Raw genomic sequence first — 16,939 nt, forward strand, 5'->3', positions numbered from 1 at the left:
GGATCAGTCAATGAAAATGTGACTGACAGAATGCATTCGCGAGCAAGCCCGCTCCCACAGGAACCCGAGTAAGGCATCTCGACCTGCTACACCCCGCAGTCTTTGGGAGCTTCACCATGTTGAACACCCTTCTTCCAATCCTGTTGTTCGCAGCCCTGGGCCTGGCGGTCCTCGGCGCGTTGCGACGGGTGGCCATGTGGCGCCGGGGTCGAGCCTCGAAGGTCGATCTGATCGGTGGCCTGTTCGCCATGCCCAAGCGCTACATGGTCGATCTGCACCATGTGGTCGCGCGGGACAAATACATCGCCAACACTCACGTGGCCACGGCCGGTGGTGCGGTGGCGTCCATCGTGCTGGCGATTCTGGTGCATGGTTTCGGCCTGCATAACCGCTTGCTCGGGTATGCGCTGCTGCTGATGACGGCGGTGATGTTCGTCGGTGCGGTCTTCGTTTTCCTGCGCCGGCGCAACCCACCTTCGCGCCTGTCGAAAGGCCCGTGGATGCGGCTGCCGAAAAGCCTGCTGGCGTTCTCGGCATCGTTCTTCCTGGTGACCCTGCCGGTGGCCGGGATTCTGCCGGAGAACTTCGGTGGCTGGCTGCTGGCGGTGATCCTCGGGATCGGCGTGCTGTGGGGCGTGTCGGAGCTGTTCTTCGGCATGACCTGGGGCGGGCCGATGAAACACGCCTTCGCCGGTGCGCTGCACCTGGCGTGGCACCGTCGTGCCGAGCGTTTTGGCGGTGGCCGTTCCACCGGCTTGAAACCACTGGACCTCAATGACCCGGCCGCACCGCTGGGCGTGGAAAAGCCCAAGGATTTCACCTGGAACCAACTGCTCGGCTTCGACGCCTGCGTGCAGTGCGGCAAGTGCGAAGCGGCGTGCCCGGCTTTTGCCGCCGGTCAGCCGCTGAACCCGAAAAAACTCATCCAGGACATGGTCGTCGGCCTGGCCGGCGGCACCGATGCCGGTTTTGCCGGCAGCCCTTATCCCGGCAAGCCCATCGGTGAGCATGCGGGCAATCCCCATCAACCGATCGTCAACGGCCTGGTGGATGCCGAAACCCTGTGGTCCTGCACCACGTGCCGGGCCTGCGTCGAGGAGTGCCCGATGATGATCGAGCACGTCGATGCCATCGTCGACATGCGTCGCCACCTGACCCTGGAAAAGGGCGCGACCCCGAACAAGGGCGCCGAAGTCCTGGAAAACCTGATCGCCACCGACAACCCGGGCGGGTTCGCGCCAGGCGGGCGGATGAACTGGGCGGCGGACCTCAACCTCACCTTGCTGAGCGAGAAGAAATCAACCGACGTGCTGTTCTGGGTGGGCGACGGCGCCTTCGACATGCGCAACCAGCGCACTCTGCGGGCCTTCGTCAAAGTGCTGAAAGCGGCCAGGATCGACTTCGCGGTGCTGGGCCTGGAAGAGCGAGACAGCGGAGACGTGGCTCGCCGCCTGGGTGATGAAGCCACCTTCCAGTTGCTTGCCAAACGCAATATCCAGACCCTGGCCAAGTACAGCTTCAACCGCATCGTCACCTGCGACCCGCACAGTTTCCATGTGTTGAAAAACGAGTACGGCGCCTTCGACGGCAACTACCTGGTGCAGCACCACAGCACCTACATGGCGGAAATCATCAAGGCGGGCGCGCTGAACCTCGGTCAGCATAAGGGCGATAGCGTGACCTATCACGACCCGTGCTACCTCGGCCGCTACAACGGCGAGTACGAGGCACCGCGCGAAGTGTTGCGCGCCCTCGGGATCGAAGTGAAAGAGATGCAACGCTCCGGTTTCCGTTCACGCTGCTGCGGCGGTGGTGGCGGTGCGCCGATCACCGACATTCCGGGCAAGCAACGGATTCCCGACATGCGCATGGAAGACATCCGCGAGACCGGTGCCGCCCTGGTGGCGGTGGGTTGCCCGCAATGCACGGCGATGCTCGAAGGCGTGGTCGAACCCCGGCCGTTGATCAAGGACATTGCCGAGCTGGTGGCCGACGCGCTGCTTGAAGAGGACGCGCCGAAGTCGACCTCGCCGGCCAAACGCGAACCTGCGGAGGTGCACTGATGAGCGACATTATCCGCCGCGACCCCCGCGCCGAATGGATTGCCCGCAACCGTCTGCACCCGCTGCACGCGGCCATGCAGCCGGCACAACACAGCTGGATGGGCCCCAACGGCGTCATCCGCAAGAACCCCCATGGCATCGGCTTCATCGGCCCGCATGGCATCAAGCGCATTGACCGCAGCGGCGTCCAGCAGGGCGGCGCGACCAAGCGCTCGGCGACCGTGGAAGTGCAACTCCCACTGCATCAGGTGGCGGCGCCGGCGTTCTACATCGGCGTGGTGCCGGACATGGTCGGGGGTCGCCTGAGCAGTCACGACCGCGACCTGCTGGGCCTTGCCCATCAGCTGGCCGGCAAGGAGGGTGCGGTGTTGGCCGTGGTCTTCGGCGAACACAAGGAAAATACCTTCGCCACGGCGGGCGTCGATCGCCTGCTGGTGCTCGAAGGCGAGGCATTCAGTGGTTATGCACCGGAGCAACGGATCCAGGGCCTGCGGGCTGTGGATAACCAGTTCAACCCTCGCCACTGGCTGCTGCCGGACAGCCGCAGCGGTGGCGGTGAACTCGGCCGGCGCTTTGCCGCCGCGCTGGGCGAGCGCCCGGCCACACGGGTCTGGCAGGTCAAGGACGAGCAGTGCATCGGCCGTGCTGGCGCCGGGCTGCAGGACCTCGCCCGTCCGGTCGCCCGGTTGATCCTGGGGGCCGTCGAATGTGCCGAACCGGTCAGCGAGACCCGTCACGAAGCCCTGCCAGTGGAGTTATCCACAGCCGTGGCACGCAGCTTGTCGCGCATCGAGGATTTGGGTGCGGTGGCGGTGGACCCGGCGGCGATTCCGATGGCCGAAGCCGAATTCATTTTTTCCGGTGGTAACGGGGTCAAGGACTGGGAGCTTTTCCACAGGACGGCCGCAGCACTTGGCGCCACCGAGGGGGCCTCACGGGTTGCGGTGGACGATGGCTTCATGGCGCGCGATCGTCAGGTCGGTGCGTCCGGCACCTGGGTCACCGCGCGGGTCTACGTGGCGGTGGGGATTTCCGGGGCGATCCAGCACCTGCAAGGCATCGGTGCCTGCGACAAGGTGGTGGCGATCAACCTCGACCCGGGGTGCGACATGATCAAACGGGCCGACCTGTCGGTGATCGGCGAGAGCGCCGAGCTTCTTCAAGCCTTGATCGATGCGATAGCGGCTTATCGCAACGACGCCAAGCGCGATGCGGCTTAAGGAAAGGAAAGGGTTATGAGCACGAAAATCGTCAGCCTGGTGTCCATCGGTGCCCATCCGACCTCCGGCCGTCCACGCCGCGCGGAACAGGATGCGCGGGCGGTGGAACTGGGCCTGCAACTGGCTGGGGACAACTTGCAGGTGCTGCATGCCGGGGACGTTGCGGAGCCGGCGTTGCGGGCCTATCTGGGCATGGGCCTGGAGCAGTTGCATGTGCTGGAACAACCGTCGGGTGCTGATGCGTTGCCGGCGTTGACCGCTTACCTGCGCGACGCCGGGGCACAGGTGGTGCTGACCGGCAGCCAGGCGGAAACCGGCGAAGGCTCGGGCATGTTGCCGTTCCTGCTGGCGGAAGGCCTCGGCTGGCCCCTGGTGGTCGGGTTGGCGCAGGTTGAATCCATCGAAGGTGGGTCGGCCCTGGTGCTCCAGGCACTGCCCCGTGGTCAGCGTCGCCGCCTGAAGGTGCGGCTACCGTTCCTGGCCACGGTGGATAACGCCGCGCCCAAGCCACGGCAGAGCGCCTACGGCCCGGCCCGCCGCGGGGTGTTGCAGGCGAATGAGGTCGAGGTGGTCGACGACGAACTGTTGGCGGTCGCCACCCTGCAGCCGGCCAAGCCACGGCCAAAACGCTTGAAAGTGATCAAGGCCAAGAGCGGCGCCGACCGCATGAAGGCCGCCACGGCCAAGGCCAGCGGCGGAGGCGGGCAGGTGCTCAAGGGCGTGACTGCGCAAGCGGGCGCCGAAGCGATCCTCAAGCTGCTGATCGAAGAAGGCGTGGTGCGCTGATCGATCATTCACACAAATCCAAATGTGGGAGCGGGCTTGCTCGCGAAAGCAGTGGGTCAGGCGACTTTTATGTCAGCTGACCCACCGCTTTCGCGAGCAAGCCCGCTCCCACAGGGCCCTGTGTTCATTCAAGACCAAGAGAAAACAATGACCGTTGAATTTCGTCCGGCCACCCGCGCGGATGCGCGGGAGATTGCCCGTCTGTTCCAGATTTCCTCCGAAGGGGCTGCCGATTACATCTGGAGCCAGATCGCCGCCCCCGGCCAGGACCTGGTGGACGTGGGGGCGCTGCGTTATGCCCGTGACGATGTCGACTTCTCGTACCAGAACTGCCTGATTGCCGAGGCCGATGGCCAGGTCATCGGCATGATGCACAGCTATGCCATGCGCCACGACCCACTGGCCGAGCCGACCACCGACCCGGTACTGGCGCCTTATGCCACGATGGAAATACCCGACACGCTGTACATTTCCAGCCTCGCTCTGCATGAGGGTTGGCGCAATCAGGGCCTGGGCAAGCAGTTCCTGGCCTACGCCTACGACCGCGCCAATCAGTTGGGGCTCAACGGCCTGAGCCTGATCGACTACGCTGCAAACACCGGCGCCCGGCGCTTTTACGAGCGGCATGGCTTTCGCATCGTCGACACGTGTCAGATCACTCCACACCCGATGATTCGGGTGACGGGTGAGGCCTATCTGATGTACCGGCCGTAATGACCCGTCACGCTTGAGCAAGCACTAGCAGAACTGTCAGTTACGGCGGCGCGTGGCATTTGTTAGGGTTGCGATGGTGGATGGTTACCCGTCACCGTGCCCCCTGATGAGGACGCCCCATGCCCGCCCTGCGCCCGACTCGCCCTTCTTCCTCCAGAAATCGCGCCCCAGCGCGCACCCTGCTGTTGGCCACTGATCAGCCCCAGAGCGTGATTGCGGAGTGCAGCACCGACCGCTTGAACCTTCTCGCCTACAGCCCTTATGGCGTGCAGGGTGGCTCATTCGCCGCCCGAACGCGCCTCGGGTTCAACGGGCAGGCCCAGGAGCCCGGTGGCGTGTATCACCTGGGCAACGGCCATCGGGTCTACAACCCGGTGTTGATGCGTTTTCACAGCCCGGATCGGTTGAGTCCATTCGACAAGGGTGGGGTGAATGCTTACGCGTACTGCGGCGCAGACCCGATAAATTTCCATGATCCTACGGGACAATTTACTGCGATCGCCAGGCTTGTACAGCTGGGTGAAACCATGGCCCTGCATGTCGGCATCCTGACCGCCACTGTTGTGGGGCCTGTCGCCAAAGGATGGCAACTTGTCGCTGCGCGGACCAGCATGGTGGGATCGTTCACCGCCATCGTGGGGTCTGGTCTGCAGATGGGGGGCGTTGCCGCGGGGGCAATCGTTTCAAATGCGGGTACAGCCCTGTCCGTGATGGGAGTGGGGATAAGAGCCACAGTTGCCATCAGCAATCACGTCCAAGGGGGCAGGTTGTGGCAAGCAGTGAAGGACAACGTACAAAATTTGGCCAGGGGCACTGCATTTCCGAAGGTACGTGCACCGGATTTGGAAATGAGCGGTCAGCTACCTGCTCCTTCGCGTCGGCCTTCGGTGACAGGCCACTCGTCCGAGGGCTCGGCAGATGCGGCTGATCGAGTTCCAGAGCGGGCCTCACAGATTCGCGGCAAACCGTAGGTAAGTGTTATCCACACCCCCGGCGTTGCTGTTCACATTTTCTGTTGGCGTCTCTGTGGATAAGATGTTTGTTCTCTCTCAAGGGCCCTGTAAACAGGCGCTTGTTACGGATCGCTCAAAAAACACTCAAAAGACCATTTCGATTGAAGGATGAGCTACAAGTCCCTGTTTTCCCGCACCCTGTCGTGTTTTCCACAGGCGCTGAAAAGTTGCCCCCAAAGTCTGTTGGCGTTTCTGTGGATAAGGTGTTCGCCCTCGTCTGCAAGCCTTATAAAACGGGGTTCGTACGCTTTAGGTCAAAAAATATCCAATAACGCCGCGGGCGTGTCTATCTGGATAAGTCACGGATTTTCTTGAGCTTCTGGTGTGCAAGTTATTCCCGATTATCGAGTTGTCCCCAATAGCTGTGGGTTGAGATGTGGATAACTTGTTAACGGAGGCCTGGAGGGCACGTACGGCGTGGTGCTGGACGCAATAGGTCAAATTTCGACCAGATGAGTGTTTCAATCCCGGCTGGCGGACCATCGATTGAGCCCAGCCATTTTGAATCAGGACTCCTCGTGCACGTTGAATGCGCCCTTGAACGTTTTCCCAAGCACATCCCGGTATTCAAATTGCCCCTGGATACGCCGCTCCGCAGGAAAGTACTGGTAATTCACAAAGCCGCTGGCGCCGATGAAATACTTCAAACCCCCGTCCACGGCTGCAAGGTAAGCCACATAAACGGTGGTTTCGCTATAAGGGTTTGTACTGACTCTGATCGTCCCCTCTTCTGCATTACGCGGAATAAACATTCCAAAACTATAGAGATGGTCGGGCGTGTCGATATAGGCCTGGATGTTGTATCTCTTAAGGTCATCGTAATGTAGGTGGGCCACGTCTGCTCTGAAATCAAAGGGTGTAACTTCCAGTGTGGCAGTAAACGTGCCGAGCCTATTGTTATTCAGTTGTTTTTTAAGATTTTGTCTTTCTGCAATTGTAGGAATAACAAGCATGATGTTGTCCTCGAAATTAGCGCGACAACTGCGAAACGCCTTGGTTTCAGGGTTGGCGTTTTACAATTAGTGGTAGTGCCCTCGGTTAATCATAGCGGCCACTAACGAGAATGCCACTAGCAGATCTGATAGTGGTACAGGTGCCCGCTTTGTGTTCAGATGTCGGGTTTGCTCTACTCCCTTGTTGTTCCTTACTATCATTTCTGCTAGTTACGCAAAACATAAAAGTGCAGCATTGTGACAGGCGCCTGACTTTCCGAAGGAATGCCGTCATGACAGCTAAGAAAACAACCACACCCGCTACGCAAGCGTCAGACTCCGCCGAAATAAAACCCATTGTTCCCACGGTGAACTACAGCCGTTGGATGAGCGATTCTTTCAACGACATCAAACACATGCGTTTGTGGGAGCTCGCGTTACCGGGCGCTCACAATGCCGGAGCGGATAAGGGCGCAATCGATTTTATCGGGGAGCAGTGGACAGCCTGTCAGGATGGCCGGTTTATCGAGCAGTTGAGGGCCGGCGCTCGAGTTCTGGATTTACGTCTTGTCGACAACAGTTACAAGAAAACCACGGGTAGGCATTCGCCGCAGACCAAGTTTTATGACGTGTTTGAGTTTCAGCATGGCAACTTCGGTAATCGTCGACTGGAACATCTGGTTGCCGACGTCAAGGCGTTTGCGGAAGCAAATCCCCGAGAAATTGTGATGCTCGATTTCCATAGTTACGATAAAGGGCGAAATTTTTCATACAACAGCCTTGAGCGTTGCTTGAAGTATTTTCAGTCAATTAAGTCCCGCTTGTTACCCAGGAGTGCTTTAAATAAGAGTCTGGAGGAGATTTTTGAAGATCACCCCAGCGCTAATATTGCTCTATGTTTCAAATATGGAAACACGATTGACTGGCCATTGGATGATCCGGAAACAGCTCTTCTGTGGCACGGCATCAGCCACCTATGGAGCCCGGCTGATTATAGTGAGCATGGCATCGAGCAAATGATCATCGCGACGATGAAAGCGCCCCCTACTAACTATCCTTGGGCGTTGAGCGCTACCGTGTATGAGGAAGGTATAAATGGCGGGCCGAAACACTTGGCACGCAATCATCCGATACGGTTGCTACCTTTTGCAGAAGGCGGCCGGAAACTTAATATTCTAATGGCCGATTTTATCGAGCGAGAGGATACGCGCGTCAGCGTCGTTGACCAGTGCATAGCACTTAACCTGCAAATAGGGCGGGATCGTACTCCGCCAAGCGCCCCCACTCAATTTGTCGTCAGGCAATTAAGACTGACTGACGAAGGCGCCAAGGACGAGTACTACCAGAACACGGCGCTTTTTTCGTTCAATGCATCGACGGATGCGGTAGGCGTTCGACACTACCTGATTTTTCAAAATGACAAACGTGTTTTCACTTCGGGCGGTACTCACTACCTGGTCAAGGATTTGAATCGACTGAACAGCGTTTTCAAGGTGCAAGCGGTTGATTTGGCCGGCAACCTCTCCGCTTTTTCAAACGAAGTAGAGTTGCTGCAGGACACGGTCCCTCCCACGATGCCTTCGAATCTTGAATTTGTCGAGTATGGGTATCCCACCGTACGTGTTAAATGGGTCGCTTCTTCCGACGGAAACGGAAGTGGTGTGGCAGGTTACGAGGTGCGAATCAATGAGGTGTACAAGGGGTACACCAGCGCACTCTCATTTGCATTTCATGACGTACCAGCAAACGAGCAGCAGTTGATCGAAATTCGGGCGAAAGATCGTAACGGCAATTACTCGGAATGGGCGGGACTGATACGTCCCGCGCTGCCCGCATTGGTCAATCCTCAAGTTGTCTATATACCACTTGATATGGCGGACGACTTGTTTCGTGCGGTCATTACCTGGGACCCGATTCCTTTGCCTAATCCCATGGGCATGCAAATAGCGCTCGAGTTCGTCACTGATAGCATTCCGCTTCCCCTGATTCCGTTCGACTACGGCGTTCCAAGCTATACGGATTATGCGCAGGTGGGCGATCGGTTTATCGTAAAAGCCGCTGTTCTTATCATGGGAACCGGAGAGAAATCTCCTCAGGTCACCGTTGATCTTGCGGTTGATTTGACCATTCCGTTGCCGGTTACCAACTTTAAAGTTTCCACGCAAACGGCTACGGATATGACATTAAGTTGGGACAGATCCGCCAGTGCGGACGTTGTGAACTATGCAATATCCGTCCATGAAAAGCCTCCGGTTGTAATACCGGCTTCGGCGAATAGTTTTGAAACGTCAAAATTGGAGCTAGCAGAGTACCCCGTCGAGATCTGGGCGATCGACACTCACGGGAATGCATCTATCGCAGAGTCTGTTACTGCGAACGGCGGGCCGGTAATGCCCGAAAAACCAGGGGCGCCGCGTGGCTTGAACGTGATTGTAGGGCCACACAGTGCGCAATTGAACTGGCTGCCGCCCGGGGATTATCCGGTCACCTATATTTGTTATCTGGAAGGGCAGCAGGAGCAACACATTACGGACCGCACGATTACCGTTAGGGATCTGTCTACCAATACGGGCTATACCTTTGTTGTTTACGCCGTCAATTACGCGAATGTTCGATCTGACCCGGCGACCGTTACATTTGAAACTTTGGGTGGACTGACAATCCCATCAAATTTTCATGTGACAAAAAATAGTCAGCGTAACGTTTCATTTGCCTGGGAACCTCCTCGAGAGAATGCGGAAGCCGTCATTGGCTACTCCTTCAAGATTTTCCCAAGTGGACAGCCCACTGCTTTGGCAGGGATGACTCATACAGTAAACAACCTGCTGGTCGGATTACCCATGGTGTTTGGTGTGCAATGCAGGTTTGCGGGGGGCGGGGAGTCCGACTGGAATAGAATCACGGTTATACCGAAGCCTTGATGAAGTTGAGGCTCGTGCGTTGAACGTACGAGCCTCAGTTTCGCCTATCCGCTATTGTCCAACGCTTAGCCCTGAACCGACACGCCCTTGAGATACGGCGCAGGCTCAGCCCCCAGGTTATTCAACAACCGTTCGCTGTACCAATCCACAAAGTTCACCACTCCAAACTCGTAAGTCTTCGAGTAAGGCCCAGGCTGATACGCCGTGGAGTTGATGCCGCGCTGGTTCTCTTCGGCCAGGCGACGGTCCTGGTCGTTGGTGGCGTCCCAGACCTGGCGCATGCGCTCCACGTCGTAGTCCACGCCTTCGACCGCGTCCTTGTGCACGATCCACTTGGTGGTGACCATGGTTTCCTGGGCGCTGATCGGCCACACGGTGAACACGATGATGTGGTCGCCCATGCAGTGGTTCCACGAGTGCGGCAGGTGCAGGATGCGCATCGAGCCCAGGTCCGGGTTCTTGATGCGGCCCATGAGTTTGGCGCAGCCCTGTTTGCCGTCCAGGGTCATCGATACGGTGCCCTTGAGCAGCGGCATGCGCACGATGCGGTTACGCAGGCCGAAGCTGGCGTGAGCGTAAGGGATCTTCTCGGCTTCCCAGGCCGCGGCGGAAGCGGCGACATGGTCCTTGAACGCCTGGTCGGCGCGCGGGTCGGTAACGTCGTCCCACTCCAGCAGGGTTTTCAGCAGTTCCGGGTGCGACGCGTTGCAGTGGTAGCACTCGCGGTTGTTTTCCAGCACCAGTTTCCAGTTGGCCTTTTCCATCAAGGTGGTTTGCACCGCCACCTTGGTGTTTTCCATGTCGTACGGTTCCATGTAATGGTTGAGCGTCGACAGGAAGTCATCGATGGCCGGTGGGTTTTCCGCCAGGCTGATGAAGATGTAGCCGCCAGCGGTTTTCACATTCACCGGTTTGAGGCCGTACTGCTTCATGTCGAAGTCGGCGCCCATTTCGGTGCCGGCGAACAGCAGGCGACCATCGAGCTCGTAGGTCCATTGGTGATAGTGGCAGACCAGTTTGGCCACCTTGCCCTTGTCGCTGGTGCACAGGCGCGAGCCACGGTGACGGCAGACGTTGTGAAAGGCGTGGACCACACCTTCGGCGCCCCGGATCACGATGATCGGGTTCTTGCCGATCTGCAGGGTCAGGTAGTTGCCCTTGGCCGGGATTTCGCAGGTCATGCCGGCGATCAGCCACTCTTTCTGGAAAATCTCCTGCATGTCGATATCGAACAGGCGATCGTCGCAATAGAACGGCTGCGGCAGCGAGAAAGTGCGCTCGCGCTCCTGCAGCATCTGTGCGGTGGCCTTGCGTGCGGGTTCCAGCGGATCGCCCAGGCTCAGGGTAGTGGTGACGGTCATCGTTGAATCCTCATGGCCATCTATGTGGCCGGCGAAAGTGGCTAATCAGGGTTGCTACGCAAGGTGTAAAGGTTCTGTCTTGGTATGGGGCGAGTGTGGGGCCGGCGTTACTCGCAACCTTATCCATGGGCGACATGGCCCAATCTGTTCCCGACGCGCAACCCCCGGTAGTTGGGGGCTGGTCGCGATAAGTATGTGAATGTCGCTGATAGGTAAATGGGTGGTTCGCGCTATACGCAGAATCGCCACCATGAGGCCGACCATCGGCTACGGAGAACAGCATGTCCAACAACTTCCTGAACCCGGTAACCACCCAGACCTGGGCCAATGGTCGACACATCGTCCGTTGCGTCAAAGTCATCCAGGAAACCTGGGATGTGCGCACCTTCTGTTTCATGGCCGACCAGCCGATCATGTTCTTCTTCAAGCCGGGGCAGTTCGTCACCCTGGAGCTGGAGATCGAAGGGCAGCCGATCATGCGCTCGTACACCATTTCCAGTTCGCCCTCGGTGCCGTACAGCTTCTCGGTGACGATCAAGCGAGTGCCGGGCGGCAAGGTCTCGAACTGGTTGCACGACACCCTGCACGAAGGCCAGGAGCTGGCGGTGCACGGGCCGGTCGGGTTGTTCAACGCGATCGACTTTCCCGCGCCCAAGGTGCTGTACCTCAGCGGCGGCGTCGGGATCACCCCCTGCATGTCCATGGCCCGCTGGTTCTACGACACCAACGGCAATGTCGACATGGTGTTCATCCACAGCGCCCGTTCCCCCAAGGACATCATTTACCACCGCGAGCTGGAGCACATGGCGTCGCGAATCGACAACTTCAGCCTGCACCTGATCTGCGAGAAGCACGGGCTGGGTGAACCATGGGCCGGCTATCGCGGTTACCTGAACCACAAGATGCTCGAGCTGATGACGCCGGACTTCATGGAGCGCGAAGTGTTCTGCTGCGGCCCGACGCCGTACATGAACGCGGTCAAGCGCATGCTCGAGTCGGTGGGCTTCGACATGAAGCGGTATCACGAGGAATCCTTCGGTGCCACGCCTCCCGAAGCCCGTGCTGATGCCGTGGAACAGGCCGAACAGGCCGCTGACGCTCCGGAAGTCGATGCGGCGGACCTGCATCAGGTGGAATTCATCGCCTCCGGCAAGAGCATCCGCGTGGCCCCGGGCGAGACCGTGCACGCCGCAGCGGCCAAGGTCGGGCTGCTGATTCCCAAGGCTTGCGGCATGGGCATCTGCGGCACGTGCAAGGTGCTGAAGCTCGGTGGTGAAGTCGAGATGGAGCACAACGGCGGGATCACCGAGGAAGACGAAGCCGAAGGCTACATCCTGTCGTGCTGCAGCGTGCCGAAGGGGGATGTGCGCATCGAGTTTTGATCGCCCTGGGCTTTATGCCTTCTGTGGGCGCGAGCCTGCTCGCGATAGCGGTAGTGGACGCAGCGCCGCTATCGCGAGCAGGCCCGCTCCCACAGGAGATGGGCCATCAATCGATAAACAGGTCCGGCATCAGCTTGTCGTTGCTGTCGGGCGCGTACCGGTAGTGTTCGAACTCGGTGGCGCCGTTCTCGCGCAATATTGCCTCATCGACCAGCAGCCGTCCGGTCAGGCTGCGACCGGTGCTGCTCAGGATCACATGCGCGGCATCCGCCATGATCGCCGGCGTCCTGGCGTGTTTGAACGACTCCCGTGAGCCCAGTTGAAACTCGATGGCGGCGGTGGCGATCATGGTTTGCGGCCACAACGAGTTGACGCTGATGCCGTAGCTTTTGAATTCCTCGCTCATGCCCAGCGTCAGCATGCTCATGCCGTACTTGGTCACGGTATACGGGCTGTATTGGGCGAACCACCGGGTGTCCAGATTCAGCGGTGGCGACAGGTTGAGGATGTGTCCCGCTGACTTCTTCAGGTAGGGCAGCGCCGCCTGGCTGCACAGCAGCACGGCGCGGGTGTTGATCTGGTGCATCAGGTCGAAACGCTTGAGTTCCAGGTGCTGGACTCCGGTCAGCTTGATGGCGCCGGCGTTGTTGACCAATGCATCGATGGCGCCGAAATGTCCATTGGCCCGGGCCAGGGCCTGATGCACCGCGACCTCGTCACGCACATCCACTTGCAGCGCCAGCGCCTGGCCTCCCGCCGCCTCGACTTCCTTGGCCACGCTGTGGATCGTGCCCGGCAATTTGGCGTGTGGCTCGGCGCTTTTGGCCGCAATCACGATATTGGCGCCATCGCGCGCCGCGCGCAGGGCGATCTCACGGCCAATCCCGCGGCTGGCGCCGGTGATGAACAGGGTTTTGCCTTGCAATGACATGCGGATGCTCCTGATTGTTGTTTTGTGAGCAGGTGGGCTCGACAAACAATGTAGACGAAGACATCGGTGCGAAGGGGGAGGGCGGGCCGATGGCGTGTTTGTGGGGGCGAGTCCGGCCTGGCGATGACGGCGTGCCAGCGGACTCGCGCCTGGAGTGCCGGCTTCATCGCGAGCCGGCTCGCTCCCACGGGTGCTTCGGGGTCAGCGCGCCATGACTTCGCGGATATCCGCCGCCAGTTCACGCACGCGTTCTTCCTCGGTGTCCCAGGAGCACATGAAGCGTGCGCCGCCCTTGCCGATGAAAGTGTAGAAGCGCCAGCCCTTGGCGGTCAGGGCGGCGATGGCCGGTTCCGAGAGCTGCAGGAACACGCCATTGGCCTGCACCGGGAACATCAGTTCCACGCCGGGGATATCGCTGACCAGCTCGGCCAGCAGTTGCGCGCAGTGGTTGGCGTGGCGGGCGTACTTGAGCCACGCGTCATTTTCCAGGATCCCGACCCACGGCGCCGAGAGGAAGCGCATTTTCGACGCCAGTTGCCCGGCCTGTTTGCAACGGTAGTCGAAGTCTTCGGCCAGCTTGTGGTTGAAGAACAGGATCGCTTCACCCACCGCCATGCCGTTTTTCGTGCCGCCGAAGCACAGCACGTCAACACCGGCCTTCCAGGTCAGGTCGGCGGGCGTGCAGCCCAGGTAGGCGCAGGCGTTGGAGAAACGGGCGCCGTCCATGTGCAGGTTCAGGCCCAGTTCCTTGCAGGTGGCGCTGATGGCGCGGATTTCTTCCGGGGTGTAGACGCTGCCGACCTCGGTGGCCTGGGTCAAGGTGACGACACGGGGTTTCGGGTAGTGGATGTCCTGGCGCTTGAGCGCCACTTCGCGGATGGAGTCCGGGGTCAGCTTGCCGTTTTCGGTGCCGGCGATCAGCAGCTTGGAGCCGTTGGAAAAGAACTCCGGGGCACCGCATTCGTCGGTTTCGACGTGGGCGGTTTCCGAGCAGATCACGCTGTGGTAACTCTGGCACAGCGACGACAGGGCCAGCGAGTTGGCGGCGGTGCCGTTGAAGGCGAAGAAGACCTCGCAGTCGGTTTCGAACAATTTGCGGAATTGATCGGACGCGCGGGCGGTCCATTCATCGTCGCCGTAGGCGCGCTGATGTCCATGGTTGGCCTGTTCCATGGCCGCCCAGGCTTCAGGGCAGATGCCGGAATAGTTGTCGCTGGCGAATTGTTGGCTCTTGTCGGTCATGGCCCTGCTTTCCGTGGTCGATACGCCTATGGTGAAGCGTCTCGTGGTCATTGATGGTGCGCACTTTACCGAAGATCATCCGGGGAGCACACAGGATGCGTCAGACGAAAAAACTCAAAGACGACGGGCAATTATGCACATGACGCACAGGGATGGGGCACTGGATCTGCTCAAATGGCTGGCGCTGCTGAGCATGGTGCTCGATCACCTGCGATATGTCGGTTTCTCCGCCGATTGGCTGTATGTGCCGGGACGTCTGGCGTTTCCCTGGTTCTGCCTGGCGATGGCGGCCAATCTGGCGCGGGATACGGGTGCAAGGCCTGACCGGTGGCGCTATCTCGGCTGGTTGGCGCTGTTCAGCGCAGTGAGTGAAATTCCCTACCGGTTGTTCATACCCGACCCCGACACCTTGAATGTGATGCCCACGCTGGCCTTGGGGTTGCTGGTGGCCCGGAGCTGGCGGTTCCCGACGCTGCAATCGCGGCTGGTGGCGGCAGCGGCCGTGGTGCTCGCGGCGTTGTTTACCGACCGGCTGATGTTTGGCTTCTTTGGGGTACTGCTACCGCTGGCGATGCTGTGGGTGATCCGGCGTCCCTGGTATTTCAGCCTGTTGCCGGGGCTGGTGTGCCTGGCGGGCAATCAGTGGGAGGTGCTGGTTTACTCCATGCGATTGGGCAATGGGGTCGCGATGTTGGGGTTTGCCACGTGTCTGATTGCGCCATGGCTGGGACTGTTCCTGTTGCGACATGCCCATGGCGTAAAACCACCACCGATGCGGCGCTGGGCGTATGCGCTGTATCCGGGGCATTTTCTCCTTCTATTGCTCGTGCGCACGATCGCCGCATAACCCTTGTGGGAGCGGGCTTGCTCGCGAATGCGGCGGGTCAGTCGACATTGAGGCAACTGACACACCGCATTCGCGAGCAAGCCCGCTCCCACAGGGTTTTGCGCTGCCGGATCAAACCATGTCGTAAACGCGCCTTTGCGTGGCGTGCGTAGGCATTTGACCTGTCTGCGCCGGTCATACCATCGCATCAAAGGGCACGGTCGAAAAACCGTTGCCTCACCGAGACGAATGGCGCACAGATGCCGCTGGGAGAGACGCGATGTTCAGCAAGCAAGACCAGATCCAGGGTTACGACGATGCACTGCTGGCGGCGATGAATGCCGAGGAGCAACGTCAGGAAGATCACATCGAGCTGATCGCGTCGGAGAACTACACCAGCAAGCGCGTCATGCAAGCGCAGGGCAGCGGCCTGACCAACAAATACGCCGAAGGCTATCCGGGCAAGCGCTACTACGGTGGCTGCGAGCACGTGGACAAAGTTGAAGCGCTGGCCATCGAACGCGCCAAGCAACTGTTCGGTGCCGATTACGCCAACGTCCAGCCGCACTCCGGTTCCTCGGCCAACAGCGCCGTGTACCTGGCCCTGCTGCAAGCCGGCGACACCATCCTGGGCATGAGCCTGGCCCACGGCGGTCACCTGACCCACGGCGCCAAGGTGTCGTCCTCGGGCAAGCTGTACAACGCCGTGCAGTACGGCATCGACACCAAGACCGGTTTGATCGACTACGACGAAGTCGAGCGCCTGGCCGTTGAATGCAAGCCGAAGATGATCGTCGCGGGCTTCTCCGCCTACTCCAAGACCCTGGACTTCCCGCGTTTCCGTCAGATCGCCGACAAGGTTGGCGCGCTGCTGTTCGTCGACATGGCCCACGTGGCTGGTCTGGTCGCTGCCGGCCTGTACCCGAACCCGCTGCCCTTCGCCGACGTGGTCACCACCACCACCCACAAGACCCTGCGCGGTCCGCGTGGCGGGCTGATCCTGGCCAAGTCCAACGAAGAGATCGAGAAGAAGCTCAACGCGGCGGTCTTCCCCGGCGCCCAGGGCGGCCCGCTGATGCACGTGATCGCCGGCAAGGCGGTGTGCTTCAAGGAAGCGCTGGAGCCTGGCTTCAAGGCTTACCAGCAGCAAGTGATCGACAACGCCCAGGCCATGGCCGGCGTCTTCATCAAACGCGGCTACGATGTAGTGTCCGGCGGCACCGACAACCACCTGTTCCTGGTCAGCCTGATCCGCCAGGGGCTCACCGGCAAGGACGCAGACGCTGCGCTCGGCCGTGCTCACATCACCGTGAACAAGAATGCCGTGCCGAATGATCCACAGTCGCCGTTCGTCACGTCCGGCCTGCGCATCGGCACCCCGGCGGTGACCACGCGCGGTTTCAAGGTGACCCAGTGCGTCACGCTGGCCGGCTGGATCTGCGACATCCTCGACAACCTCGGCGATGCCGATGTCGAGGCCAATGTCGCCCAGCAGGTCTCGGCCCTGTGCGCGGACTTCCCGGTTTATCGCTGAGTGCGGTTTTGGAG

13 protein-coding genes are annotated in these 16,939 nt (G+C 60.0%); 9 read left to right on the forward strand and 4 right to left on the reverse strand.

Going from position 1 to position 16,939, the window contains the following annotated elements:
* The first annotated feature begins 116 nt into the window (after positions 1–116).
* The 5 genes from dgcB to ACM6IM_RS01100 all read left to right on the forward strand — a co-directional run bounded on the left by dgcB (position 117) and on the right by ACM6IM_RS01100 (position 5,754).
* On the forward strand, positions 117–2,063 hold the full coding sequence (gene dgcB / locus ACM6IM_RS01080) for a dimethylglycine demethylation protein DgcB (RefSeq protein WP_414863932.1): 1,947 nt from the start codon (positions 117–119) through the stop codon (positions 2,061–2,063).
* Positions 2,063–3,283, forward strand: a complete 1,221-nt coding sequence (locus ACM6IM_RS01085; protein ID WP_414863933.1) for an electron transfer flavoprotein subunit alpha/FixB family protein — start codon at positions 2,063–2,065, stop codon at positions 3,281–3,283. The genes dgcB and ACM6IM_RS01085 overlap by 1 nt, the downstream gene beginning before the upstream one ends.
* A gap of 15 nt (positions 3,284–3,298) precedes the next feature.
* Positions 3,299–4,069 (forward strand): electron transfer flavoprotein subunit beta, encoded by a 771-nt coding sequence (locus ACM6IM_RS01090; protein ID WP_414863934.1) that lies wholly within the window; start codon positions 3,299–3,301, stop codon positions 4,067–4,069.
* Positions 4,070–4,216: 147 nt separating this feature from the next.
* Positions 4,217–4,783, forward strand: coding sequence for a GNAT family N-acetyltransferase (locus tag ACM6IM_RS01095; protein WP_414863935.1), 567 nt, complete (start codon positions 4,217–4,219; stop codon positions 4,781–4,783).
* Between the two features lie 119 nt (positions 4,784–4,902).
* Complete coding sequence (locus ACM6IM_RS01100; protein ID WP_414863936.1) at positions 4,903–5,754, forward strand: RHS repeat-associated core domain-containing protein; 852 nt, start codon at positions 4,903–4,905, stop codon at positions 5,752–5,754.
* A 548-nt stretch (positions 5,755–6,302) separates the two neighbouring features.
* Here the strand turns inward: ACM6IM_RS01100 and ACM6IM_RS01105 are convergent.
* Complete coding sequence (locus ACM6IM_RS01105; RefSeq protein WP_414863937.1) at positions 6,303–6,749, reverse strand: hypothetical protein; 447 nt, start codon at positions 6,747–6,749, stop codon at positions 6,303–6,305.
* 272 nt (positions 6,750–7,021) lie between these two features.
* On the opposite strand from ACM6IM_RS01105, the gene ACM6IM_RS01110 reads away from it, so the two are divergent.
* On the forward strand, positions 7,022–9,649 hold the full coding sequence (locus ACM6IM_RS01110) for a fibronectin type III domain-containing protein (protein WP_414863938.1): 2,628 nt from the start codon (positions 7,022–7,024) through the stop codon (positions 9,647–9,649).
* Between the two features lie 65 nt (positions 9,650–9,714).
* Here ACM6IM_RS01110 and gbcA read toward each other — a convergent pair whose 3' ends face one another.
* Positions 9,715–11,010: a glycine-betaine demethylase subunit GbcA gene (gbcA, locus tag ACM6IM_RS01115; RefSeq protein ID WP_414863939.1), complete on the reverse strand. Its 1,296-nt coding sequence runs from the start codon at positions 11,008–11,010 to the stop codon at positions 9,715–9,717.
* A gap of 281 nt (positions 11,011–11,291) precedes the next feature.
* On the opposite strand from gbcA, the gene gbcB reads away from it, so the two are divergent.
* On the forward strand, positions 11,292–12,392 hold the full coding sequence (gene gbcB / locus ACM6IM_RS01120; protein ID WP_192306650.1) for a glycine-betaine demethylase subunit GbcB: 1,101 nt from the start codon (positions 11,292–11,294) through the stop codon (positions 12,390–12,392).
* 106 nt (positions 12,393–12,498) lie between these two features.
* Here gbcB and ACM6IM_RS01125 read toward each other — a convergent pair whose 3' ends face one another.
* Together ACM6IM_RS01125 and ACM6IM_RS01130 are read right to left on the reverse strand one after the other, a co-directional pair.
* On the reverse strand, positions 12,499–13,323 hold the full coding sequence (locus ACM6IM_RS01125) for an SDR family oxidoreductase (RefSeq protein WP_414863940.1): 825 nt from the start codon (positions 13,321–13,323) through the stop codon (positions 12,499–12,501).
* A gap of 201 nt (positions 13,324–13,524) precedes the next feature.
* On the reverse strand, positions 13,525–14,565 hold the full coding sequence (locus ACM6IM_RS01130; RefSeq protein ID WP_192306646.1) for a low specificity L-threonine aldolase: 1,041 nt from the start codon (positions 14,563–14,565) through the stop codon (positions 13,525–13,527).
* Positions 14,566–14,698: 133 nt separating this feature from the next.
* Here ACM6IM_RS01130 and ACM6IM_RS01135 point away from each other — a divergent pair, with 133 nt between their 5' ends.
* Entirely contained in the window at positions 14,699–15,412 is a 714-nt protein-coding gene (locus ACM6IM_RS01135; RefSeq protein ID WP_414863999.1) for a TraX family protein, read from the forward strand.
* A gap of 259 nt (positions 15,413–15,671) precedes the next feature.
* Entirely contained in the window at positions 15,672–16,925 is a 1,254-nt protein-coding gene (gene glyA, locus ACM6IM_RS01140; RefSeq protein WP_414863941.1) for a serine hydroxymethyltransferase, read from the forward strand.
* Positions 16,926–16,939: the final 14 nt, after the last annotated feature.

Source organism: Pseudomonas sp. IT-P12 (assembly GCF_949767465.1).
In the GTDB taxonomy this organism is placed as follows: domain Bacteria; phylum Pseudomonadota; class Gammaproteobacteria; order Pseudomonadales; family Pseudomonadaceae; genus Aquipseudomonas.

Excerpts from the sequence above, each read along its gene's own strand:
- ACM6IM_RS01110 (WP_414863938.1), top strand. The coding sequence starts at position 7,022 with ATGACAGCTAAGAAAACAACCACACCCGCTACGCAAGCGTCAGACTCC.
- ACM6IM_RS01100 (WP_414863936.1), top strand. The coding sequence starts at position 4,903 with ATGCCCGCCCTGCGCCCGACTCGCCCTTCTTCCTCCAGAAATCGCGCC.
- ACM6IM_RS01090 (WP_414863934.1), top strand. The coding sequence starts at position 3,299 with ATGAGCACGAAAATCGTCAGCCTGGTGTCCATCGGTGCCCATCCGACC.
- ACM6IM_RS01105 (WP_414863937.1), bottom strand. The coding sequence starts at position 6,749 with ATGCTTGTTATTCCTACAATTGCAGAAAGACAAAATCTTAAAAAACAA.
- ACM6IM_RS01130 (WP_192306646.1), bottom strand. The coding sequence starts at position 14,565 with ATGACCGACAAGAGCCAACAATTCGCCAGCGACAACTATTCCGGCATC.
- gbcA (WP_414863939.1), bottom strand. The coding sequence starts at position 11,010 with ATGACCGTCACCACTACCCTGAGCCTGGGCGATCCGCTGGAACCCGCA.
- gbcB (WP_192306650.1), top strand. The coding sequence starts at position 11,292 with ATGTCCAACAACTTCCTGAACCCGGTAACCACCCAGACCTGGGCCAAT.
- ACM6IM_RS01135 (WP_414863999.1), top strand. The coding sequence starts at position 14,699 with ATGCACATGACGCACAGGGATGGGGCACTGGATCTGCTCAAATGGCTG.
- dgcB (WP_414863932.1), top strand. The coding sequence starts at position 117 with ATGTTGAACACCCTTCTTCCAATCCTGTTGTTCGCAGCCCTGGGCCTG.
- ACM6IM_RS01125 (WP_414863940.1), bottom strand. The coding sequence starts at position 13,323 with ATGTCATTGCAAGGCAAAACCCTGTTCATCACCGGCGCCAGCCGCGGG.
- ACM6IM_RS01095 (WP_414863935.1), top strand. The coding sequence starts at position 4,217 with ATGACCGTTGAATTTCGTCCGGCCACCCGCGCGGATGCGCGGGAGATT.
- glyA (WP_414863941.1), top strand. The coding sequence starts at position 15,672 with ATGTTCAGCAAGCAAGACCAGATCCAGGGTTACGACGATGCACTGCTG.
- ACM6IM_RS01085 (WP_414863933.1), top strand. The coding sequence starts at position 2,063 with ATGAGCGACATTATCCGCCGCGACCCCCGCGCCGAATGGATTGCCCGC.